This is a genomic window from Micromonospora sp. AB353 (assembly GCF_049538395.1).
Lineage (GTDB): Bacteria > Actinomycetota > Actinomycetes > Mycobacteriales > Micromonosporaceae > Micromonospora > Micromonospora aurantiaca.
Map to the genome: position 1 here is coordinate 1 of NZ_JBMVFV010000091.1, position 20,930 is coordinate 20,930.

Consider the following 20,930-nt stretch of genomic DNA (forward strand, 5'->3'; position numbering starts at 1 on the left):
GACCGTGCAGATCACCGGTCCGTCCTCGGTGGTGCGCAGCAGATAGCGGTAGCGCTCGCCGGGGACCGCACCGCCCTGGCTGTCCAGGAACTCCCAGCGCACCGCCACCTCGGTGAGCAGCGCCGAGATCTGCTGCACGTCCTCGATCTGCGCGTTCGCCGCGACGAGTTCCCGCTCCTGGTAGTCCGGCGCGGCGCCGACGAAACTGAGCGCCACCGCGGCGGGCGAGGTGAACGAGAAGCTGTAGGTGTCGGCGACCACCAGCCCCGGCAGGGCGTAGCAGCCGGCGATGGCCGGCACGTCGGCGGTGGTCAGCGCCACGCCGTACCGGTCGAAGAAGTCGGTGAGCGTGTCGAGGTCGGTGGAAGCCGTCACGACGCTCCTCATTACCGGCGCGCCCTCGCGGCAAACCTTCCTCAGCGCGGCGGGATCCGCACCTCGATCTCGGCGCCGAGGTGCGCGCCGCCGCGCAGCGCCAGGTCGTCGCCGCTCCAGAACCGCCCCGGGTCGTACCAGTTGGGCCGCCGACCCTCGGGGAGCAGGCCCATCGCCTCGTAGGTCACCGCGACCACCTCGGCGCAGTACGCCGTCTCCAGCGCCGCCGCGTTCTCCCTGCTGGTGTCGCCGATCCTGCCGGTCCCGCCGGTGTCGCCGTTGTCGCCGGCCCTGCTCTGGCGGCCGGTCTCGCCCCTGTCGATGATCCTGCTCAGGATGCCGAGTTGGTTCCGGTCGCCGGTCCTGCCCCGGAGGCCGCCGAGGCTCAGGCGGCGCGGGTGCGGCATCCGGCCTCGGGCCCACCGCCAGGCGAGCTGCGCGGTGGACGGGAACGGTGTCCCGTCCAGACGCGCCACGGTACGCAGCACCGCCTCCTCCATCGCGGTGTCCGCCGGCGGTTCGAGCTGGCGCAACCAGCCCCGCTGGCCGTACCGGTTGGCCCAGACGCAGACCGCATCGCGCAGGTCGTGCAGCTGCACGCCGCGCTGATGCGTGCCGGTCCACATGTCCGGCAGCGAACGGCCCAGCTCGGCGTGCCACATCAGCGGCGGCATGTCGTCGAGCACCACGGCCATGCCCACGTGGTTCACCGGGCTGTTCGTGGTGAGCTGGATGGCCCGGTCGGGCACGCTGCGTCCGCGGAACACCCACAGATCGCCGGTACGGGTCAGCTCCACGGCCTCGTCCAGGCTGATGCTCATGGAGGACTACCCTATGCGGATGCGGCAACGGATGCGGTGGTGGAAGGTACTCGGTCTCGCGGGTCTCGCCGGCGTCGCGGCGACCGGCGTGGTGGTGGCGCGGGCCGAACGGCGGCGCCGGGCGTACACCCCGGAGGAGATCCGGGACCGGCTGCGCGAACGGCACGCCAAGGCCTCGTCGTCGTCCTGACCGGACAGTCGAGGGCGGCGGATTCTCCTACCATCGCCATGATGGGAACCGTTTTCTGGGAGAGCCCGTTCGTCCTCGATCCCCCGCCAGCCGCCGTGGAGCGGCACGGCGACGTCGACCTGCACGTCCCCACCGGCGATGGCCGGCATCCCGCGGTCGTCGTCGTGCACGGCGTACCGGGGCCACCCGAAGCTCCCGACGCGCGGGACTGGCCGCTCTACCGGGGCTACGGCGCGCTGCTCGCCGAGGCGGGCGTGCTGGCCGCGATCCCCCGGCTCACCGTGGCGAGCCCGGACGACCTGTACACGGTCGCCGCCCGGGTCGCCGCCGCCACCGAACTGCTCCGCGCCGACCCGCGCGTCGACGCCGACCGGCTCGGCCTCTGGTTCTTCTCCGGTGCCGGCCTGCTGATCGGCGACTGGCTCCGCGACCCGCCCGCCTGGCTGCGCGGCGTGGCGGCGACGTACCCGCTGCTGGCGCCGCTGCCCGGATGGCCCCCGGTGGACCCGCGCTTCCGCCCGCTCGACGCCCTCGACCTGCCCACAGACCCGGACGCCGCCACTCCGTCCGGCACGGTCTCCCCCGACGACGCCGACGCCGACGCCCCGCATGCGGAGGGCGCGGCGCGGCCGACGCTCGTGCTGACCCGGGCGGGGCGGGAGCGGCCCGAGGTCGCCCCCACCGTCGAGGCGTTCACCGTGGTCGCGCGGCGGCGCGGCATCCCACTGTGCGTGGTGGACGTGCCGAACGGGCAGCACGGATTCGACGCGCTGGACCACACCGAGGAGTCCCGGGCCGCAGTCCGCACCGCCCGCGACACCTTGATCGCCCTGCTCACCGCCCCCTGACGCCGGCCGCCCCACCCACTTCCCAGGATCACCGTCCCGCAGAGCGGAACACACGAAGATCTTGGTAGGAAACGGCCCCTATGAGGGCCGTTTCCTACCAAGATCTCCACCAACCCAAGGGATGACCGCGATCAGGGGCACCCCAGAACCCCCACAGCCCCAACCCCCACCGCCCCACCGCGTCGATCATGAAGTTGGCGGCGACAAATCGGGCACCAACCACCGTCAACTTCATGATCGACGGGGCGGGACAACGCACGGCATCGCGCGAATCCCGTGCACCCGGTCACCCGGTCACCCCGTCACCCGGCCCAGCGGTCCACCGCGCACTGCCCGTGCCCCGTCCACTCGCCCGCCTCGATCCGCGTCCGGTGATCAAGGAGTTTGTGTCGCTGCGGGGGCCCTCACAGGACACAAACTCCTTGATCACCGGATGGGGGCGCGCCAGCGCGAGGGTGGAGTGGCGGGAGGGAGAGTGCGGTGCGGCCCTGGCCGGTGAGGGCCTGGAAGCGCTGGACTGGGTCGTCCGTCTTCGGGCGGGGTGGGGCGTGAGGGGTCAGCGGTCGGCGGCGGGGACCGGGGTGGGCTGGTCGGAAGGCTCGGGCACGTGCAGGCGCTTGGCGCGGCGGCGAAGCCACGCGGTGCTCACCACGCCGGCCAGCACGGCCAGCACCAGCCCGGCCCAGGAGATGTCCTTGAGCCAGTGCTCGGCGGCCTGCCCCACGTAGAACAACAGGTAGGTGGTGCCGAACGCCCACACCAGCCCGCCGGCGGCGTTCGCGACCAGGAACCGGCGGTACGGCACGCGCAGCGCCCCGGCGAGCGGGCCCGCGAGGATGCGCAGCAGCGCGACGAACCGCCCGAAGAAGACGGCCCAGACGCCGTGCCGGGCGAAGCTCAGCTCGGCGCGGGCCAGGTGTGCCGGGCCGAGGTGTTTCGGGAAGCGCCGGCCGAGGCGTTCCAGCAGTGGACGGCCGCCGCGCCGGCCCACGGCGTACCCGATGGAGTCGCCGAGGATGGCGCCGGTGGCCGCGGCGGCGGCCACCCACTCGGGCCCGACGACGCCGGTGGCGGCGAGCAGGGCGGCGCTGACCAGCACGATCTCGCCGGGCAGCGGGATGCCCATGCTCTCCACGCCGATCACCACGCCCACGAGCAGGCAGATGAGGCCCGGTGGGAGCGCGGCGAGCCAGTGCTGTACGTCGACCACCAGCCGACCCTACCCGCGCCCGGTCACCCCGCGGGGGCCAGGAACTCCAGCCGGTTGCCGTGCGGGTCGTACGTGTGGAACCGCCGCATGCCGGGAATCTCGTCGTCGCCCCAGGTCACCGTGTGTCCGGCGGCGTCCAGGCGGGCGGCCAGCTCGTCCAGGTCGGTGCGCAGCAGCGCGGGGTGTGCCTTGCGGGCGGGGCTGAAGTCGTCCTCGACGCCCAGGTGCAGTTCGGTGTCGTACCCGGTGAACCAGCAGCCACCGCGGGCGGCGAGGGCCGGGGGTTTGGGCTTCTCGGTGAGGCCGAGCAGGCCGGTGTAGAAGGAGCGGGACGCGTCCTCGGAGCCGCGCGGGCAGGCGAGCAGGACGTGATGGATCATGGTGGCACCTCCTCGTCCCGCAGCGTGGCACGAGGTTGCGTGAATAGCAAGACGGACGTACGGTTTTGTAGAGACCGACGCAGGTAAGTGTCGCCTAACCACGGCGGCGCACCGGTCGGTGCGACAAACTGCTCAGGACTACTCACGGTCGCTGGTGTGAAGGAGTACGACGTGGCGAGCCTCGACACCTTCGGTGCGAAGACCCAGCTACGCGTCGGAGACGCGAGCTACGAGATTTTCAGGATCGACAAGGTGGAGGGCCACGAGCGGCTGCCCTACAGCTTGAAGATCCTGCTGGAGAACCTGCTGCGGACCGAGGACGGCGCGAACATCACCGCCGACCACATCCAGCAGCTCGGCGCGTGGGACGCCACCGCCGACCCGAGCGTGGAGATCCAGTTCACCCCGGCCCGGGTGCTGATGCAGGACTTCACCGGCGTGCCCTGCGTGGTCGACCTGGCCACCATGCGCGAGGCGGTCCGCGACCTGGGCGGCGACGCCACCAAGGTCAACCCCCTCGCTCCGGCCGAGCTGGTCATCGACCACTCGGTCATCGCCGACCTGTTCGGCCGCGAGGACGCCTTCGAGCGCAACGTCGAGCTGGAGTACGAGCGCAACAAGGAGCGCTACCAGTTCCTGCGCTGGGGCCAGACCGCGTTCAACGAGTTCAAGGTCGTCCCGCCGGGCACCGGCATCGTGCACCAGGTCAACATCGAGTACCTGGCTCGTACGATCATGGAGCGCAACGGCCAGGCGTACCCGGACACGGTCGTCGGCACCGACTCGCACACCACCATGGTCAACGGCCTGGGCGTGCTGGGCTGGGGCGTCGGCGGCATCGAGGCCGAGGCCGCGATGCTCGGCCAGCCGGTCAGCATGCTGATCCCCCGGGTCGTCGGCTTCAAGCTCTCCGGTGAGATGCCGGCCGGCACCACCGCCACCGACCTGGTGCTGACCATCACCGAGATGCTGCGCAAGCACGGCGTGGTCGGCAAGTTCGTCGAGTTCTACGGCCCCGGCGTGAGCGCGGTGCCGCTGGCGAACCGCGCCACCATCGGCAACATGTCGCCGGAGTACGGCTCGACCGTGGCGATCTTCCCGATCGACGCCGAGACCGTGCGCTACCTGGAGCTGACCGGCCGCGACGCGTCTCAGGTGGCGCTGGTCGAGGCGTACGCCAAGGAGCAGGGCCTCTGGCACGACCCGGAGCGCGAGCCGGAGTACTCCGAGCGCCTCGAGCTGGACCTCGGCACCATCGAGCCGTCACTGGCCGGCCCGAAGCGCCCGCAGGACCGGGTGCCGCTGGGTAGCGCCAAGACGCTGTTCCGCGCCGCGCTCAGCGACTACGTCGCCGCCGACGAGACCGGTGGCGACCCGGGCCGCAAGCCGGGCGTGCCGCAGCAGGAGAAGCCGTTCGGCGCCGACGGCCCGGCCGACGAGGCGTCGGCCGAGTCGTTCCCGGCCAGCGACTCCCCCGCCAACGGCGTCAACGACCCGGCGGACGCGCCGCGCGACCTGGAGACCGCCGCGGTGGGCGCGGGCGGCCGGGCCAGCAATCCGGTACGCGTGACCGGCGCCGACGGCGTCGAGTACGAGCTGGACCACGGCGCCGTGGTGATCGCCGCGATCACCTCCTGCACCAACACCTCGAACCCGCAGGTCATGATCGGGGCGGCGCTGCTGGCCCGCAACGCGGTGGACAAGGGCCTGGCCCGCAAGCCGTGGGTGAAGACCACCCTGGCGCCGGGCTCGAAGGTCGTCATGGACTACTACGACCGCGCCGGCCTCACCCCGTACCTGGAGAAGCTCGGCTTCAACCTGGTCGGCTACGGCTGCACCACCTGCATCGGCAACTCCGGCCCGCTGCCGGAGGAGGTCTCCGCCGCCGTCAACGAGGGCGACCTCGCGGTCGTGTCGGTGCTGTCCGGCAACCGCAACTTCGAGGGCCGGATCAACCCGGACGTCAAGATGAACTACCTGGCGTCCCCGCCGCTGGTGGTCGCGTACGCGCTCGCCGGCACGATGGACATCGACCTGGCGAACGAGCCGATCGGCGAGGACGCCCAGGGCAACCCGGTGTTCCTGCGGGAGATCTGGCCGAACAGCGCCGAGATCCAGGACGTCATCGCCTCCGCGATCGGCGCGACCGGCTTCAGCGCCGCGTACGCCGACGTGTTCGCCGGTGACGAGCGCTGGCAGTCGCTGCCGACCCCGACCGGCGACACGTTCTCCTGGGACGGCGAGTCGACCTACGTGCGCAAGCCCCCGTACTTCGAGGGCATGCAGCAGGAGCCGGCCCCGGTCCAGGACATCGCCGACGCGCGGGTGCTGGCCAAGCTGGGCGACTCGGTGACCACCGACCACATCTCCCCGGCCGGTTCGATCAAGGCGGACTCCCCCGCCGGCAAGTACCTGGCCGAGCACGGCGTGGCCCGGCACGAGTTCAACTCGTACGGCTCCCGCCGGGGCAACCACGAGGTGATGATCCGGGGCACGTTCGCCAACATCCGGCTGCGCAACCAGCTGGTCCCCGGCGTGGAGGGCGGCTTCACGGTCAACCACCTGACCGGCGAGCAGACCTCGATCTACGACGCCTCGATGGCGTACCAGGAGGCGGGCGTCCCGCTGGTCATCCTGGCCGGCAAGGAGTACGGCTCGGGCTCGTCGCGGGACTGGGCGGCGAAGGGCACGATGCTGCTGGGCGTGAAGGCGGTCATCGCCGAGTCGTACGAGCGGATCCACCGCTCGAACCTGATCGGCATGGGCGTGCTGCCGCTGCAGTTCCCGGGCGGCGAGACCGCCGAGTCGCTGGGCCTGACCGGTACGGAGACGTTCTCGATCAGCGGCGTCACCGCGCTGAACGACGGCGACACCCCGCGCACGGTGAAGGTCACCACCGACACCGGTGTGGAGTTCGACGCCGTGGTCCGCATCGACACCCCAGGTGAGGCGGACTACTACCGGCACGGCGGCATCCTGCAGTACGTGCTGCGCCGCATGATCGCCAGCTGAGTTTGGATGTAAGGAAGGGCCCCTTCTTAACAGACGTCTGTTAAGAAGGGGCCCTTCCTTACATCTCAGCGGAGGCGGAGCGCGACGGCGCGTGCCTCGGCGTCGGTGAGCGGCAGGAACCACAGGAAGCGCCGCACGATCGCGATCGGGTCCGGGCCGTCGGGGCCGGCCGCGCAGGTCGCGGATGGCCTGCCGGGTGAGCCGGGAGAACTCGGGGATCATCGTGGCGCGGCGGGCCGCGTCGGTGGGCGCGGCCCGCAGGGTCGGGCACGGCCAGGGCTCGCCGCAGCGGTCGCAGCGCCAGGCCGGACCGCACGCTCGGTGGCCGGTGAGCGGCAGCACCACCCGGGGGTACGCCGAAGTGGGTGTCGGTTCGGTCATGCCTCCACCGTGCCGAGGGTGCCCGAACAATCACACAGCGTTGTGTAATCTCCTTCGGACGGTTCTTTTGCTCCGGGGAGGAATGGGCATGAACCATGCCTTCGTCCCCGCGCTGGCCGGCACCGGCCACACCGCCGAGAGCCTGGCGGAGCGGCTCGGCCTGCACCCGAAGACGGTGGCCCGGTGGGCGAACCCCGGACACATCCCGCAGAGCCGGCACCGCGCGACTGTGGCGAACCTGCTGGGCCAGCCGATCGAGGCGCTCTGGCCCGACGCGGTCCGCCGCCGCGAGCCCGTGTGGTTCCGCCCGTGGGTGGACATCGAGCGCGAGGCGGTCGCGCTACGAGCCTTTCAACTGGCGTGGGTGCCGGGCCTGTTGCAGACCGAGGCGTACGCCCGGGCCACGTTCATCGGCCAGCCGCTGACCGGCGACGAGATCACCGACCTGGTCACCGCCCGACTGGAACGGCAGGGCATCCTCACCCGGCCGCGCGGGCCGCTGTACGTCGTGGTGCTCGACGAGCAGGTGTGCGCCGCGCCGCCGCCGGCGACCGGGCGCTGATGGCCGCCCAGGTGGCCCACCTGCTCGCCTGCGCCGAGCTGCCGAACGTGCAGCTCCACGTGGTGCCGGTTGATACGCCGACCTATCCCGGGCTGGACGGGCCGTTCGTCATCGCGGAGCTGCGCGACGGCAACCGGGTGGCGCATGTGGACAGCGAGGCCCGCGCGCAGATCATCGAGCAGCCCTCGGAGATTGCTACCCTGGAGCGTCGGTGGGAACGCATCCGGGGCGAGGCACTGCCCCGCCCGCGAACCCTGGAACTACTGAGGGAAGTGGCGGCGGCATGGACCTGAGCGGCGGCATTGACTTGAGCGGCGGCATTGACCTGAGCGGCGCCCGGTGGCGTAAGAGCACCCGCAGCGGCGGCAACGGCGGCGACTGCGTCGAGGTGGCCGGCAACCTGCCCGGTGTGGTCGGCGTCCGCGACTCGAAGGACCCGGCCGGGCCGGTGCTCACCTTCACCCCGGCCGCGTGGACCCGGTTCGTGACGTCGACCCGCCGCTGAGTCAACAGTTAATGGCCTTCGGGTTCGGCGTGGATTGCGACGTCCAACGTCCAGGGCCGGACTCCGCCGAGTCCGACCCTGGACGTAGTGCGACAACTGGCGGGCTATCGAATCCGACTCGAATTTCTCGACCTGGAGAGCAGTGCCACCGAACTGGCCAAAAACGGTGCCCCTGCGATGACCAGGACACTTACCCAGGAGATCTTGAAAACGACCAAACCCAGGATCGTCATCAGCGCAAAAACCGTGACGAGCCACATCCAAATGGTCTTGGTCCTCAAGATTGAACCGCCAATCAGTCCGTTAGCTCGCTAAGGCCGAACCCTACCAGTGCACCTACGCCGGTGCAGATTGGTCCGGCGTAGCCCACTCCGCCAGCAGCGATAGGCAGTGCAGCCCCTCCGCTGGACGCAGTGAGAGCGGCGGCGCCGAGAACGACGGTGGCCTCGCACAGAACTGTCGTGACCACAGCCGCGATGCCGAGCCCGATGTTGGTATCCGTATCCATGCCAGTTGGATCGATGTATGTGGTCGGATTGCACCCTCACCAAACCGGCGCGCCGCATCTACGCACGCCGGAAAAGACTCACTACAGGGCCGGAAGGCCACCAGAAATGAGTACGCCGAGACGGCTCAATGGCGCCGCCACACAGGCGGCCAGAGCCGCAGGACCTCACTCATGTCATCCCCGTGGTTGTCATCGGTCAATCAACTTGACGACGACGCTATCCACCACACAAACGGGAGTCAATGAAAACTACATCCGGAAAGGAGCAAAGCCGCGAATCCCGGCACAAGTAATGGAAAGACCGCGCTGCGTGACCAGCCGTTCCGCCGACCTACTCCGCCGACTCCAGCACGGCCTTGAGCCGGGCCAGGTCGGCCTCGACCAGCGCGGTGTCCCGCGCGAAGTCGGCGTCGCTCATGCCGGGGCCCCGCCGGAGGCTGAACACCACCTCGGTGCCGTCGCCGTTCGCGATCGCGCGCAGCGGCACGTACACCGTCTCGCCGGACGGCATCCGCACCTCGTGGTCGAGCACACCGAAGTCATTGGCCGGGGCGAACGTCAGCCCCGCCCGCCCCTTGGGCGTCTCGACATACCAGCGGCCGTCCTCGCGCGTCACCGAGGCACCCAGGCCGGGCGCCCAGCGGGGCAGGTTCGCCGGGTCGGACGCGAACGCGTAGACCTCCGCGACCGGACGGTCGATGTGCACACTGAGGTGCCGGGACGGCGTACCCATGCCGCCGATGATGGCACGCCCGTCCGGCCGGAGCCACGACCGCGCCGGTGCAGCGTCCGGGACTCCGAATAGGGTGTGCGGGCGTGGGACTTGACGCGTTCGTTTACTGCCGGTGCTGGCAGGACGGCCTGACCACGCCGTGCCCGGTCGGGCCGGTCGGCTACGACGAGGAGGGCCGCCTCACCCTGTTGCCGACTGACGGGTACGACGCCGCGGCCGAGAACGTCTTCTACGCCTGGATGGCCGAGAACGCCTGCCCGCACCGCCACATGGAACTGGTCAGCGAGGGCCTGGCCAACTGGACCGGGGTACGGATGTTCCAGCAGGCGCTGCGCGCGGCCGGGGCGGACCGCTTTCCGACGCTTGTCGCCGGCCTGCCCGACGGCAACGACGGCGGGCTGACGGTCGAGCAGGCGGCGACGGCGCTCGCCGAGCTGGACGCGTTCCGGGAGAGCCGGATCGCCGACGAGACCGCGCTCGTCGACGAGACGACCGGGGAGGTGGTCATGCAGTACATCGAGAGTTACCGCGGGGTCTTCATGTACGGGCCGGGCTGGCACGCCGGCGTGGACCCGGCCGGGTTCTTCGTCGTCGACACCGCCGCCGAGCCTCCGGTCACGCTGTTCCGCGCCACCCGGTTCACCCAACGCATGCTGCCCGACGGCCGGGTAGAACTCGTCGGCGACGACCGGACCCGGGCCACCGTGGCGATGAGGCCCGTGGGCGAGCACGGCTCGCCCCCACCCGAGCGACTCGCGGTAGTGACCCGGCCCCGGTGCGCGGACGACTACGCCTACCTCATCGAGCCGCTGCGCCGGCTCTGCGCCGCGTCGGTCGCCACCGGCAACCCGGTCATGTGGTGCTGACCGGGCCGGTCACCACGGCACCACGCCCGCGTCCTCGAAGAAGCCGCCGGTCGGCCCGTCGTCGGGCAGCGTCGCCAACCGGATCGCGACCGCCGCGCCCTGCCGCGGCGTACGCACCCCGCGGAAACCGTTCAGGTCGGTCGCGGTGAATCCGGGGCAGGCGGCGTTGACCAGGATGTTCGTGTCGGCCAGCGCCCGGGCGTACTGGATGGTGACCGCGTTGAGCATCGACTTCGACGGCGCGTAGGCGACGGACAGCGGGCCGGTCTGGTCCTCGCCGGCGGAGGCGCTCTGCCGGGTCAGCGAGCCGACGCCGCTGGACATGTTGACGATCCGCGGTGAGGCCGAGCGGCGCAGCAGCGGCAGCATCGCCTCGGTCACCCGGACCACCCCGATCACGTTCACCTCGACGGCGGCCCTGATGGTCGCGACGTCCACGTCACCCGGGTGCTGGGGCACGCCACCTGTCACGCCGGCGTTGTTGACGAGCACGTCCAGGCCGCCGGCCTCCGTCTCCAACAGCCGGGCGGCGGCGGTCACGCTCGCGTCGTCGGTGACGTCCAGCGGTACGCCGAACGCGTTCACGCCGCCCGCGCGCAGCTTCGCCACCGCCTCGGCGAGCCGCTGCCCGTCCCGGGCGCCGACGCCCACCCGCCAGCCCAGCGCGCCCAGGCCGGCCGCGATCTCGTACCCGATTCCCTTGTTCGCGCCGGTCACCAGCGCGATCGTCCGTTGGCTCATGGTCTCGATCCTGTCCGCGCGGCGGGTGGGCCTCCAACACCGCCTCGGTAGCGGGTGATACCCGACGGGTATCGATCCGGCGGTACGGTGGCGGGATGGAGACGCGGGAGCTTCGCTACTTCGTCGCGGTCGCCGAGGAACTGCACTTCGGCCGTGCCGCGCGCCGCCTCGGCATCGCCCAGCCACCGCTGTCGCGGGCGATCCGCCAGCTCGAACGGCGCCTCGGCGTGACGCTGCTGGAACGGGACAGCCGCCGCGTCGCGCTCACCGCGGCCGGGTCGGTGCTGCTCCGTGAGGGCCGGGCGGCCCTGGACGCGGTCCACGCCGCGGAGCGCCGTACCCGCCGTGCCGGTGCGGTCGCGAACGGCGGCGCCGGGCTCGTGCTGGCGACGAAGGCGGGTGCGTCGAGCGAGCTGCTGCCGAAACTGCTCGACGCGTACGCCGCCGAGCCGGACGCCGTCCGGGTGGAGGTGCTGCTGTCCGGTATCGGCGAGCAGGAACGGCTGCTGCGCGACGGGCGGGCCGACGTGGCGCTGCTGCACCTGCCGTTCGACTCGACCACCGGGCTGGACACCGAGGAGCTGGTGACGGAACAGCAGGTGCTGGTCCTGCCTGCGGGGCATCCGCTGGCCGGGAGTGCGCAGCTGCGGATGGCCGACGTCGAGGCGCTGCCCGGCCTGCCGCTGCCGCGCTGGCCGCTGCCCGACGGCACCTACCCGGCCGGTCCGGGCCCCGAGGTCCGGGACCACTCCCAGCTTCTCCAGCTGGTCGCGCTCGGGCGTACCGCTGTCGTGCTGCCGGAGTCGTGCCGGTCGCTGCTGTGGCCGGAGATGGTCGCCGTGCCGGTGCCGGACGCGCCGGCCGTGACCACCGTGATCGCGTGGCCGCCGCACAGCCGGTCAAGGGCGCTGGCCGGGCTGGTCCGCACCGCCACCCGCCTGTAGGACCGGCCCTACGACAGGTCCTTGCGCATCTGCTGGGTGACGACCCGGTAGCCGGACGTCTCGTACAGCTTGCGCGCCGTCTCGTTGGCGCCGAAGACGTTCAGCTCCAGCGCCCGGGCGCCGTGCTCCCGGGCCGCCCGCTCCCCGGCCGCGAGCAGCGCCCGCCCGAGGCCCCGGCCCCGGTGCCCGGCGTCCACCTCGATGTCGTAGAGGAACGCGCAGTCGGCGAGACCGCGCGGGTGGGTCAGGCCGATCCACAGCCAGCCGACGGGTGAACCGTCTGCCAGCTCGCCGACCAGGAACAGCATGCCGGGCGTGGCCATGCCCTGCGGCAGGAAGCCTGCGGTGGCCTCCCGGGCCCGGCCGAGCGCCTCCTCGGGCGTCCAGTTGCCGGCCGTGACGTGCTCCCGCGCGTACCCGGCGGCCAGCTCGTCCTGCCATCTGCCGAACTCGGCCGGGTTCATCTCCCGGACCGTCACCTCGGTCATCACCACTCCCCCGTCGATGTTGTGACCGCTCAGTCCTCGGCGGCGCGGCGGCGCGCCTCCCGCAGCTTCATGGCGTGCTCCAGCAGCGTGATCAGCACCTCCTTGGCCGACTCCCGCTTGCGTGCGTCGCACAGCACCACCGGTACCCCCGGGTCCAGGTCGAGCGCGGCCTGCACCTCGTCCAGACGGAACGTCTTGGCGCCCTCGAAGCAGTTCACCGCCACCACGAAGGGCGTACCGCGCCCCTCGAAGTAGTCGATCGACGGGAAGCAGTCGGCCAGCCGACGGGTGTCGGCGAGCACCACCGCGCCGAGCGCGCCGAGCGCCAGCTCGTCCCAGACGAACCAGAACCGGTCCTGCCCGGGCGTGCCGAACAGGTAGAGCACCAGGTCGTCGCTGATGGTGATGCGGCCGAAGTCCATCGCCACAGTGGTGGTCGACTTCTCCTCGATGCCGGACAGGTCGTCGATACCGATCCCGGTCTCGGTCAGCACCTCCTCGGTGCGCAGCGGCCGGGTCTCGCTGACCGCGCCGACCATTGTGGTCTTGCCGACGCCGAACCCGCCCGCGATCAGGATCTTGATCGCGGTGGGCAGCGGAGCGGCGCCCGCCGGCCGCTCAGAGCGCCCGTAGTCCATTGATTACCGCCTCGAAAACGTGCTCGTCGGGAAGGCCGGCGGTGGTCGCGCGCGGCTCGCGTACCTGTACCAGGCTGCGGGCGGCCAGGTCTCCGAGGAGAACCCGGACCGTGCCCACCGGCAGGTCGAGATGGGCGGCGATCTCGGCCACGGAGAGGATCCGCTGGCAGAGGCCGACGATCGCCACGTGCTCCGGGCCCAGCCCGGACTCCGACCCGACATCGGTGCGGGTCGAGGTGACCAGCGAGATCAGGTCGAACGTGCCGGTGACCGGGCGCGCCCGGCCTCCGGTCACCGCGTACGGGCGCACCACCGGGCCGGCGTGGTCGTCCACCCACTCCTGCTCCGCGGAGTCCCCCCGGCCGGTCATCGTGCCGCGTTCTCGCCGAGGGGCTGTTCCCGGGTCGGTGACGCGACGAACCGGCCGACCCGGGTGACGAGCATGGCCATCTCGTACGCGATCAGGCCGACGTCCGCGTCCTCCGAGGCCAGCACCGCCAGGCAGGCGTTGCGCCCGGCCGCGGTGACGAACAGGAAGGAGGACTGCATCTCGATGATGGTCTGCTGTACCTGTCCGCCACCGAACCGCTTGCCCGCGCCGCGTGCCAGGCTCTGGATGCCCGCCGCCATCGCCGCCAGGTGCTCGCCGTCGTCCCGGCTCAATCCGCGGGACGAGGCCATCAACAGTCCGTCGGTGGAGAGCGCCACGGCGTGCTCCGCCTGCTTGACCCGGCCGACCAGGTCATCCAGCAGCCACGTCAGATCCGCGCTCGAAGCCGTCTTCTGCGCCACTCGTCGTCCTCATCTTCCCGGCTGGTGTGCCGTCAGCTTCCGGTTTCCGTCGCGTCGACGTCCCGGTCAGGTAACCTGCTCGTCCGCGTCGGCCGGCCCGCCGCCGGCCCCCTGCGCTCCGCCGAGCAGGCGCGCGGCATCGGTACGGCCGCGTCGGGTGCCGCTCTGGTAGGAGCTCATCATCCGGCGCACCTGCTCCGGTGCACGCGCCGTGTCGTCGTCGGCGGCGTCGTCGTCCGCCGCGGTCTGGTCGTGCCGCAGCTCCGGCACGAGGCTGGCCTGGCGTACCCGGACCGGCAGTCCCGCGTCGGTGACCGGCGCCGTCTCCGCCTCGGTCTCCGGCTCCGTCGCCGGCGACGCCTCCGCCGCGTCCGTCGTGCCGGCCGGACGCCGCTCCACCACTGCCAGTTCCGTGGTCGGCCCCGCCACCGCGGGCTGCCGCTTGCGGGTACGCGCCGGCAGCCCGGACGGGGTCAGCCGGGGCGCCTGCGTGACCGGCTCCGGCACCTGCGGGGCGGGCTCGGCCGGCTGGTCCGGTTCGGCGGCGCCGTCCGGGCCGGACGGGGTCGCCGGTCCGTCGCCGTCGCCGGCCGGCGTGCTCCGCACCGGGTCCGGCGCGGGTGCCGTGGGCAGGGCCGTCCCGGGTGCGGGCAGGGCGTCGGCCTCGTCGGCGCCGTCGGCGGTGATCAGGTCACGCGGGATGAGCACGACAGCAGTGGTCCCGCCGTACGCGGACTCCTTGAGCTGCACCTTGACGCCGTGGCGCTCGGTGAGCCGGCTGACCACGAACAGGCCGAGCCGGGCGGCGTCGGCGAGGTTCAGCTCGGACCGGTCCACGATGCGCGCGTTGGCGGCGGCCAGCTCGTCGGCGCTCATGCCGAGGCCGCGGTCCTCGATCTCGATGGCGAAGCCGTTCGCCACCAGTTGACCGCGTACCTCCACAGTGGTCTGCGGCGGGGAGAACGAGAGTCCGTTCTCGATCAGCTCGGCCAGCAGGTGGATCACGTCACCGACGGCGCGGCCGGTGAGCGACACCTCGCCGAGCGGGCGCACGGTGACCCGGGTGTAGTCCTCGACCTCGGCGACCGCGCCGCGCACCACGTCGACCATGGGGACGTTGCGCCGCCAGGCCCGGCCGGGCGTCGAGCCGGAGAGCACGATCAGGTTCTCCGCGTTGCGCCGCATCCGGGTGGCCAGGTGGTCGACCCGGAACAGGTCCTCCAGTTCCTCGGCGTCGTGCTCGCGCCGCTCCATCGCGTCCAGCAGCGTGAGCTGCCGGTGCACGAGCGCCTGGGTGCGCCGGGCCAGGCTCAGGAACACGTCGCGGACGCTGCGGCGCAGCTCGGCCTGCTCGACGGCGGTGCGGACGGCGGTCTCCTGCACGACGTTGAACGCCTTGCCCACCTGACCGATCTCGTCGTCGCCGAACTGCAGGGGTGGCGCCTCGCGGGCGACGTCCACCTCCTCACCGCGGCCCAGCCGGTCCACCACGCTCGGCAGCCGTTCGTGGGCCAGCTTGAAGGCGGCTTCGCGGAGCCGTTCGAGCTGGCGGACGAGCGCCCGGGCCGTGGTGATCGAGACGACCACGGAGGCGATGACGGCGATCAGGCCGAGACCGGCGGCGAGCACCAGCCGTACGATGACGCCCACCGCGACCGGCGTGGCCCGGGACACGATGTCCTCACCGCCGGCGAGGATGACCTCGCGCAGGTCGGCCATCGCCTTCTCGGCGGCGGCCTGCCACGCCGCGGCGGTCACCGGGGGGCGCACCTCGGCGCCCTTGGCCGCGAGCACCTGGTCCTGGAGCGTGCGGAGCTGCTGGAACGCCTCGCCCTCGACCATCCGCTCGAAGCGGGCACGGTCGCCGGGGGCGAGTTCGCGGGCGGTGCGGTCGGCGAGGAACCACTGCGCGCCGACCAGGCGGGCGAACGCGGTCTGCTCGCCGACGGTGATCCGGTTGGCCGCGATCGCACCGGTGAGCAGCGCGTCCTGTTGGGACAGCAGCTCCCGGGACCGGTTGAGGTCGATCAGCGCGGCCGTGTCCTTGGCGATCTCGTCGTCGTCGAGGCCGCCGAGGGCGTCGAAGACCGCGAAGATCCCGTCGACCGCCTCGTCGTACGCGATGAGCGTGGTGGTCCGGTCGATGGTCTTGCGGCTGACGTCGGCGCGGATCTGGCCGAGCTGATCCAGTTCGGTCTTCAGCTCGTCGAGCCGCTGCATCAGCTCCTCGCTGGCCGGGATCTCGGTGCGCCAGTCCCGCACCGAGCGCCACAGCGCGCCGGCGGTCTCGTCGGTACGCGCGCGCTGGGCCTCCAGCTCCTGCAGCCGGCTCGGGTCGGACTCACCGAGGTAGCGCAGCGACAGCCGGCGCTCGGCCTGCAACTCCTGCAGCAGCGGATCGCTCGGCTCGAAGACGCGCGCGTTGAGCGTCTGCACGCCGAGCAGGTTGAATCCGTCCCGTACGGTCACCCACGCGGCGAACGCCCAGAGCGCGGTCAGCGACGCCAGCAGCGCGATGATCTTCGTACGGAGATTCGTACTGCGGGAACCCATCACACCGTCCTGGCCCGGTCTTCGGTCGGTTCGGAATCCGATCGACTCCGGCGCACGCTAGCAGCCGTCGTGAACCTCATTCAAGCGATCCTGATCATGGTGGGTGCGGCCCCGGGCCGGGCCGCCCCGGCACGGCCGGAGGCCGCCAGCACCGCGGCGCGCACGATCCGCGTCGGGCGGTAGAGGTCCTTGTCGTGCCATAGTGCCGGTTCACCGTCGCATCCGTCCAGCTCGGACAGTCGACGACGCCCCCGCGCCAGCGCCGACGTGATCCGGGGGTCACCGGGCCGGCCCGCGTCGGCCAGGGCGAGCACCCCGTACGCGGTCTCCTCGGCGGTGCCGTCCCACCGTCCCCAGGAGCCGTCCGGGCGCTGCGTGTCCAGCAGCCAGGCCACCCCGCGCTCGACGGCGGTACGCGCCGCGCCGTCCGGCGCGTGGTCGGCCAGCGCCAGCAGCACCGCGTACGTGGCGTAGTACGGCGAGGCGTGCCAGCGGTCCTCCCACCGCCCGTTCCGCTCCTGCCGGTCCAGCAGCCACTCGGTGACCCGGCGCCGGGCGCCGGTGACGCCGGGTGCGCTCGGCTGCTCGCCGAGGGCGTCGAGCACGTGCGCGTTCGTGGTCAGCGAGGCGCCGTCCTCCCCCGGCCAGGTGCAGAAGTGCCGTCCCGTGTCGAACCCGTCCAGCGCCGCGACACCGGGTGCGCGGCCGAGCCGGGCCAGCGCGTAGAGCGTGACCGCCGTGGTGTCGGCGTCGGCGGGCAGGCCGGGCGCGGTGGCCGCGCCGGACGGTCCGACCGCGGCGCGCAGCTCGGTCAGCACCGGCTCGGGCGCGCCGACCGGCACGCCGGCCCGGACCAGGACGGCGAGCACCCAGGCGCGTTCGAAGACGGTGATCGGGCTCGCGCAGGGCACCGGACCGGGCCGGGCGACCGTGTTCAGGTAGTCCAGCGCCTGGCCGCGTTCCGGACCGCCCAGCCAGGCGGCGGTGGCGGCGGGTGAGGCGCCGATCGCGCCGCTGGCCGACGGACGCACCCCGGGCGCCCGGTACGCCAGTTCGCCCGCCACCTCCAGCGCGTGCGCCAGCTTCTCCGGCACCGGCCGTCCGGTGGCGAGCAGTCCGCGTACCCGGGTCAGGCGGGCCGGGTCGAGACCGGTCGGCAGCGGCAGGCGGGGCCGGCCGGCCCACTCGGCCAGCCCGGGTGGCGGCCCGGCCGGGCCGTCGAGGTGCCGGTCCACGGCGGTCAGCAGCGCCGGCACGATCAGGTCGGTGGCCGGCAGGTCCGGCGGGGCGCCGTCGCGCAGCGCGCCGGTCAGGTACGTCAGGCCCCGGCACGCGGCGTCGGCGGGCGCGGCGGACGGCCCGTCGCGGTGCAGCACGGCGAGCAGGGCCTCGACCGCGCTCAGCGTCGGGACCAGCGCGTACCCGCCGGGGCCGCCCCAGCCGCCGTCCGGACGCTGCCGGTCCAGCAGCCAGGCCACGCGCCGGTCGTGGCCGTCGAGCCAGGGCGCGAGCGCGACCAGCCGTCCGGTCTCGTAGACCGACGGTGACGTCTGTCCCTCCGGTTCGCCGCCGAGCGCAGCGATCAGGTCGTGCGTGGTCCCGGACCGGGTGGCGGGCACCGATCCGGCGATGAGCGTCACCGCACGCCCCAGAAGTCGGTGTTCCGGTAGAAGCCGGTGGTGAAGCCGAGCTGCCGGGACAGGAAGCCGGCTTCCCGCGGCACCTCGCGGGCCAGCTTCGCCAGCAGGGCGCGGCAGTGGTCGACCTGCTCGGCGAAGCGCCGCTCGACCTCGGCCGGATCGTCCACCAGCAGCAGCGCGTTGAGGTCACCGGACTCGGCGTCGCGGCGGTGGGTGCCGAGGTCGTTGACCAGGCGCAGGGCCCGCTGGACCTCGTCGCCGACCTCGATCAGCCGGGCCAGCGTGGCGGCGTCGCACACCGATCCGGTGTGGATCCAGTGCGCCACGTTCACCACGGTGGCGGCGAGGTTGTCGGCGTTGGCGAGGTACTCGGCGAGCGTGGGACGGCCGGTGTGCCGCCAGTCCCACTCGCGGGCCATCGCGTCGAGCGTGCGGGCCATCGTGTCCCGCCAGAGGCCGCGCAGCGCCGGATAGGCGGGCGCGGCGGCGACGTCGTCGCGCAGCTCGGCGAGGAACCGGCCCAGCGGGTCGGCGGACTCGCCGCCGTCGAGCACGTCCAGGCAGACGGCGGCGATCCGGTCGACCTCGGCCCGGCTGGTGGCCTGGTGGTCGACCAGCCAGTCGACGGCGAAACCCCAGAGCACCGCGCGGTTGGTCACCGCCAGCTCGGCGGCGGTGTGCCAGGGGGCGCTGAACGCCATCGCCTGCGCGATACTGCTGAACAGCGTCGCGTCGAACGGATCGCCGGGGAACAGCTCGGGATGCGCGGCGGCGGCCTTGCGCAGGCCGCGCTGACCCTGCGCGGCGAGCGCGCAGACGCGGCCCTGCTCCGCGGCGACCGTGAGCGGATCGGGTGTCGGCCCGTCGGTCATGCCGGCTCCGTCCGCCCGGCGGCGACGAGCGTCAGCTCGACGCGTTCGCGCGGCCGCAGCGCCGCGGCCAGCCGCAGTCCGGGGACGCCGGGGCGGTGCAGCCGGAAGCGGTAGCGGCTGAGCATGGTGGCGAGGATGAGCTGGGCCTCCAGGTAGAACAGGTACATGCCGAGGCACTGGTGCGGCCCGCCGCCGAACGGGAAGTGGGCGTACCGGTGGCGGGTGCGGACGCGCTCGGGGCGGAACCGTTCCGGGTCGAACTCGTCCGGGCGGTCCCAGAACTGCCGCATCCGCTGGGTGATCAGCGGGCTGACCGCCATCGTGGCGCCGGGCTCGATCGGCACGCCGTCGATGACGTCGCCGGCGACCGCGCGGCGCGGGATGATCCACCCGATCGGGTAGAGCCGCAGCAGCTCGTCCAGCACCATCCGGGTGTACGTGAGCCGGCTCAGGTGCTCGCGGCGTACCGGCTCGCCGCCGACCACCTCGTCGATCTCGGCGTAGAGCCGCCCGGCCACCTCGGGGTGCTGGTCCAGGTGCGGCCAGGCCCAGGTCAGCACGTTGATGGTGGTCTCCGTGGTGGCGGCGAACATCGCCACGGTGTCGTTGCGGACCTGCCGCTCGTCGAGCTGCCGCCCGTCGTCGGTGCGGGCCTGCCAGAGCGTCGAGATGACGTCGTCGCCCTGGTCGGCGGACTCCCGCGTCTCGCGGACGATCGGCACCAGCACGTCGTCGACGATGCGGACGGCGCGGGCGAACGTGCGGTCGCCGGGCATCGGCAGGGACAGCGGCGCGAACGGCACGATGATCCGGGGGATGACGGCGGTGGCGATCCGGTCCTGCGCCTCGATCACGCGCATCGCGTCCGGCACCGAGATCCGGTCGGCGAAGAGCACCTTCATGATCGCCCGGCTGACGATGCGCGCCTGCTCCACGCCGATGTCGACCGGCTGCCCGGCGCGGGCCGGCTCGTCCAGTTCCTCCACCGCGTCGCGGATCGCGTCGGCCATCCCGTCGACCAGCGCCTCGACCCGCTTGGCGGTGAACATCGGCTGGAGCATCCGGCGGCTGGCCGACCAGATCTGCCCCTCGCCGAGGATGCCCTCGCCGAACAGCCGCTTGACCGGGCGCCAGAACAGCCCGTCACCTGCTCGTTCGTAGTTGTCCGCCCGGTCACGCAGGACGTGCTGCACGTGCGTGGGGTGGGTGACGAGGTAGGGGCGGAACGAGCCGAGGTTGAGCCGGACCAGTTCGCCTTCGGTACGGTTACCGATGTCGATGAGTGCCCGGGCGGGGTCGCGGAGCACCGCCGGCAGGATCTGCCGCAGCGGCACGGTTCGGGGTCGGCCGGTGGGCCTCGGTCCGTCCGTCGGTTCGGGCACCTGAACGCTCCCTCGGTTGACTCAGGGTCGCGACTCCGTATCGACCCGTGACGTTGCTCGCGAGCATGCCATCCTGAGCCGCAGATCAAAAGGCAGGTCGGAGGATATTTCACGTAACAACAATCTCTTTGTCGAGAATGGAGCCGCTGGGATATGCGTCACTCGCGTACACAGTGGCCGTTGCAGAGAGCGAGCAATGCTCACCTCCGGCGGACGGCGGCAGAACGCGGGCGCGGACCCGTCCGCTGTGCCAAGCTTCGGGCATGGACGACAAGACCATCCTGAGCCGGATCTCGGAACTCGTCGACGAGGAACACCGGCTGCGTGCCGACGCGCAGCAGCACGAGGCCGGCACCGACGACGAGGCGCGGGAGCGGCTGCGCGCGCTGGAGGAGTCCCTGGACCAGTGCTGGGACCTGCTGCGCCGCCGCCGGGCCGCCCGCCAGGCACACGGCGACCCGGACGCCCAGGGCGAGCGCCCGGTGCCCG

Annotated in this window: 21 protein-coding genes and 1 pseudogene; 8 read left to right on the forward strand and 14 right to left on the reverse strand. The window is 72.3% G+C overall.

Features of this window, described 5'->3' with window-relative positions; genetic code table 11:
- Positions 1-375, reverse strand: a 375-nt coding sequence (locus tag ACPCK6_RS25845; RefSeq protein WP_423482473.1) for a DUF6841 family protein, incomplete at its 3' end; no start/stop codon positions are given.
- A 41-nt stretch (positions 376-416) separates the two neighbouring features.
- Positions 417-1,196 carry a hypothetical protein gene (locus tag ACPCK6_RS25850; RefSeq protein ID WP_423482474.1) on the reverse strand — a complete coding sequence of 260 codons (780 nt, stop codon included), beginning with the start codon at positions 1,194-1,196 and terminating at the stop codon, positions 417-419.
- Between ACPCK6_RS25850 and ACPCK6_RS25855 the strand changes: the two genes are divergently transcribed.
- Positions 1,195-1,386 (forward strand): hypothetical protein, encoded by a 192-nt coding sequence (locus tag ACPCK6_RS25855; protein WP_139135452.1) that lies wholly within the window; start codon positions 1,195-1,197, stop codon positions 1,384-1,386. The two genes, ACPCK6_RS25850 and ACPCK6_RS25855, sit on opposite strands and share 2 nt — an antisense overlap.
- A gap of 41 nt (positions 1,387-1,427) precedes the next feature.
- Positions 1,428-2,234 carry a hypothetical protein gene (locus tag ACPCK6_RS25860; protein ID WP_423482475.1) on the forward strand — a complete coding sequence of 269 codons (807 nt, stop codon included), beginning with the start codon at positions 1,428-1,430 and terminating at the stop codon, positions 2,232-2,234.
- A 556-nt stretch (positions 2,235-2,790) separates the two neighbouring features.
- Here ACPCK6_RS25860 and ACPCK6_RS25865 read toward each other — a convergent pair.
- Together ACPCK6_RS25865 and ACPCK6_RS25870 are read right to left on the reverse strand one after the other, a co-directional pair.
- Positions 2,791-3,444, reverse strand: coding sequence for a DedA family protein (locus ACPCK6_RS25865; RefSeq protein ID WP_396882861.1), 654 nt, complete (start codon positions 3,442-3,444; stop codon positions 2,791-2,793).
- A gap of 23 nt (positions 3,445-3,467) precedes the next feature.
- Positions 3,468-3,824 (reverse strand): VOC family protein, encoded by a 357-nt coding sequence (locus ACPCK6_RS25870; protein ID WP_423482476.1) that lies wholly within the window; start codon positions 3,822-3,824, stop codon positions 3,468-3,470.
- A 156-nt stretch (positions 3,825-3,980) separates the two neighbouring features.
- Between ACPCK6_RS25870 and ACPCK6_RS25875 the strand changes: the two genes are divergently transcribed.
- The 3 genes and pseudogenes from ACPCK6_RS25875 to ACPCK6_RS25885 all read left to right on the forward strand — a co-directional run bounded on the left by ACPCK6_RS25875 (position 3,981) and on the right by ACPCK6_RS25885 (position 8,284).
- Entirely contained in the window at positions 3,981-6,836 is a 2,856-nt protein-coding gene (locus tag ACPCK6_RS25875; RefSeq protein ID WP_396882859.1) for an aconitate hydratase, read from the forward strand.
- Positions 6,837-7,305: 469 nt separating this feature from the next.
- Positions 7,306-8,072, forward strand: a pseudogene (locus ACPCK6_RS25880) (DUF5753 domain-containing protein).
- Positions 8,073-8,098: 26 nt separating this feature from the next.
- Complete coding sequence (locus tag ACPCK6_RS25885) at positions 8,099-8,284, forward strand: DUF397 domain-containing protein (RefSeq protein ID WP_135241137.1); 186 nt, start codon at positions 8,099-8,101, stop codon at positions 8,282-8,284.
- An 839-nt stretch (positions 8,285-9,123) separates the two neighbouring features.
- Here the strand turns inward: ACPCK6_RS25885 and ACPCK6_RS25890 are convergent.
- On the reverse strand, positions 9,124-9,525 hold the full coding sequence (locus ACPCK6_RS25890) for an SRPBCC family protein (RefSeq protein ID WP_423482477.1): 402 nt from the start codon (positions 9,523-9,525) through the stop codon (positions 9,124-9,126).
- A gap of 83 nt (positions 9,526-9,608) precedes the next feature.
- Between ACPCK6_RS25890 and ACPCK6_RS25895 the strand changes: the two genes are divergently transcribed.
- Complete coding sequence (locus tag ACPCK6_RS25895; protein WP_423482478.1) at positions 9,609-10,391, forward strand: hypothetical protein; 783 nt, start codon at positions 9,609-9,611, stop codon at positions 10,389-10,391.
- 9 nt (positions 10,392-10,400) lie between these two features.
- On the opposite strand, the gene ACPCK6_RS25900 is transcribed toward ACPCK6_RS25895, so the two are convergent.
- On the reverse strand, positions 10,401-11,132 hold the full coding sequence (locus ACPCK6_RS25900) for an SDR family oxidoreductase (protein ID WP_423482479.1): 732 nt from the start codon (positions 11,130-11,132) through the stop codon (positions 10,401-10,403).
- Positions 11,133-11,227: 95 nt separating this feature from the next.
- Here ACPCK6_RS25900 and ACPCK6_RS25905 point away from each other — a divergent pair, with 95 nt between their 5' ends.
- Positions 11,228-12,076, forward strand: coding sequence for a LysR family transcriptional regulator (locus ACPCK6_RS25905; protein ID WP_423482480.1), 849 nt, complete (start codon positions 11,228-11,230; stop codon positions 12,074-12,076).
- Positions 12,077-12,084: 8 nt separating this feature from the next.
- Here ACPCK6_RS25905 and ACPCK6_RS25910 read toward each other — a convergent pair whose 3' ends face one another.
- The 8 genes from ACPCK6_RS25910 to ACPCK6_RS25945 all read right to left on the reverse strand — a co-directional run bounded on the left by ACPCK6_RS25910 (position 12,085) and on the right by ACPCK6_RS25945 (position 20,393).
- Positions 12,085-12,564: a GNAT family N-acetyltransferase gene (locus ACPCK6_RS25910; RefSeq protein WP_423482481.1), complete on the reverse strand. Its 480-nt coding sequence runs from the start codon at positions 12,562-12,564 to the stop codon at positions 12,085-12,087.
- Between the two features lie 29 nt (positions 12,565-12,593).
- Entirely contained in the window at positions 12,594-13,202 is a 609-nt protein-coding gene (locus ACPCK6_RS25915) for a GTP-binding protein (RefSeq protein ID WP_013287415.1), read from the reverse strand.
- Complete coding sequence (locus tag ACPCK6_RS25920; protein ID WP_013287416.1) at positions 13,183-13,572, reverse strand: DUF742 domain-containing protein; 390 nt, start codon at positions 13,570-13,572, stop codon at positions 13,183-13,185. Before ACPCK6_RS25920 ends, ACPCK6_RS25915 begins: the two co-directional genes overlap by 20 nt.
- Complete coding sequence (locus tag ACPCK6_RS25925) at positions 13,569-13,994, reverse strand: roadblock/LC7 domain-containing protein (protein WP_030503283.1); 426 nt, start codon at positions 13,992-13,994, stop codon at positions 13,569-13,571. Before ACPCK6_RS25925 ends, ACPCK6_RS25920 begins: the two co-directional genes overlap by 4 nt.
- Before the next feature lie 66 nt (positions 13,995-14,060).
- Positions 14,061-16,547, reverse strand: coding sequence for a nitrate- and nitrite sensing domain-containing protein (locus ACPCK6_RS25930; protein ID WP_423482482.1), 2,487 nt, complete (start codon positions 16,545-16,547; stop codon positions 14,061-14,063).
- 80 nt (positions 16,548-16,627) lie between these two features.
- A complete protein-coding gene (locus ACPCK6_RS25935) occupies positions 16,628-18,187 on the reverse strand; it encodes a prenyltransferase (protein ID WP_423482483.1) in 1,560 nt (519 codons plus the stop codon).
- A complete protein-coding gene (locus ACPCK6_RS25940) occupies positions 18,184-19,059 on the reverse strand; it encodes a terpene synthase family protein (RefSeq protein WP_423482484.1) in 876 nt (291 codons plus the stop codon). Before ACPCK6_RS25940 ends, ACPCK6_RS25935 begins: the two co-directional genes overlap by 4 nt.
- Complete coding sequence (locus ACPCK6_RS25945) at positions 19,056-20,393, reverse strand: cytochrome P450 (protein WP_423482486.1); 1,338 nt, start codon at positions 20,391-20,393, stop codon at positions 19,056-19,058. Before ACPCK6_RS25945 ends, ACPCK6_RS25940 begins: the two co-directional genes overlap by 4 nt.
- A gap of 311 nt (positions 20,394-20,704) precedes the next feature.
- Here ACPCK6_RS25945 and ACPCK6_RS25950 point away from each other — a divergent pair.
- Positions 20,705-20,930 (forward strand): DUF2630 family protein (locus ACPCK6_RS25950; RefSeq protein WP_423482485.1); only part of this gene is annotated, 226 nt, incomplete at its 3' end.

Bases quoted from the DNA above. Each gene is read 5' to 3' on its own strand.
- ACPCK6_RS25855 (WP_139135452.1), top strand. From the start codon at position 1,195: ATGGAGGACTACCCTATGCGGATGCGGCAACGGATGCGGTGGTGGAAG.
- ACPCK6_RS25850 (WP_423482474.1), bottom strand. From the start codon at position 1,196: ATGAGCATCAGCCTGGACGAGGCCGTGGAGCTGACCCGTACCGGCGAT.
- ACPCK6_RS25860 (WP_423482475.1), top strand. From the start codon at position 1,428: ATGGGAACCGTTTTCTGGGAGAGCCCGTTCGTCCTCGATCCCCCGCCA.
- ACPCK6_RS25870 (WP_423482476.1), bottom strand. From the start codon at position 3,824: ATGATCCATCACGTCCTGCTCGCCTGCCCGCGCGGCTCCGAGGACGCG.
- ACPCK6_RS25890 (WP_423482477.1), bottom strand. From the start codon at position 9,525: ATGGGTACGCCGTCCCGGCACCTCAGTGTGCACATCGACCGTCCGGTC.
- ACPCK6_RS25900 (WP_423482479.1), bottom strand. From the start codon at position 11,132: ATGAGCCAACGGACGATCGCGCTGGTGACCGGCGCGAACAAGGGAATC.
- ACPCK6_RS25905 (WP_423482480.1), top strand. From the start codon at position 11,228: ATGGAGACGCGGGAGCTTCGCTACTTCGTCGCGGTCGCCGAGGAACTG.
- ACPCK6_RS25910 (WP_423482481.1), bottom strand. From the start codon at position 12,564: ATGACCGAGGTGACGGTCCGGGAGATGAACCCGGCCGAGTTCGGCAGA.
- ACPCK6_RS25915 (WP_013287415.1), bottom strand. From the start codon at position 13,202: ATGGACTACGGGCGCTCTGAGCGGCCGGCGGGCGCCGCTCCGCTGCCC.
- ACPCK6_RS25920 (WP_013287416.1), bottom strand. From the start codon at position 13,572: ATGACCGGCCGGGGGGACTCCGCGGAGCAGGAGTGGGTGGACGACCAC.
- ACPCK6_RS25930 (WP_423482482.1), bottom strand. From the start codon at position 16,547: ATGGGTTCCCGCAGTACGAATCTCCGTACGAAGATCATCGCGCTGCTG.
- ACPCK6_RS25940 (WP_423482484.1), bottom strand. From the start codon at position 19,059: ATGACCGACGGGCCGACACCCGATCCGCTCACGGTCGCCGCGGAGCAG.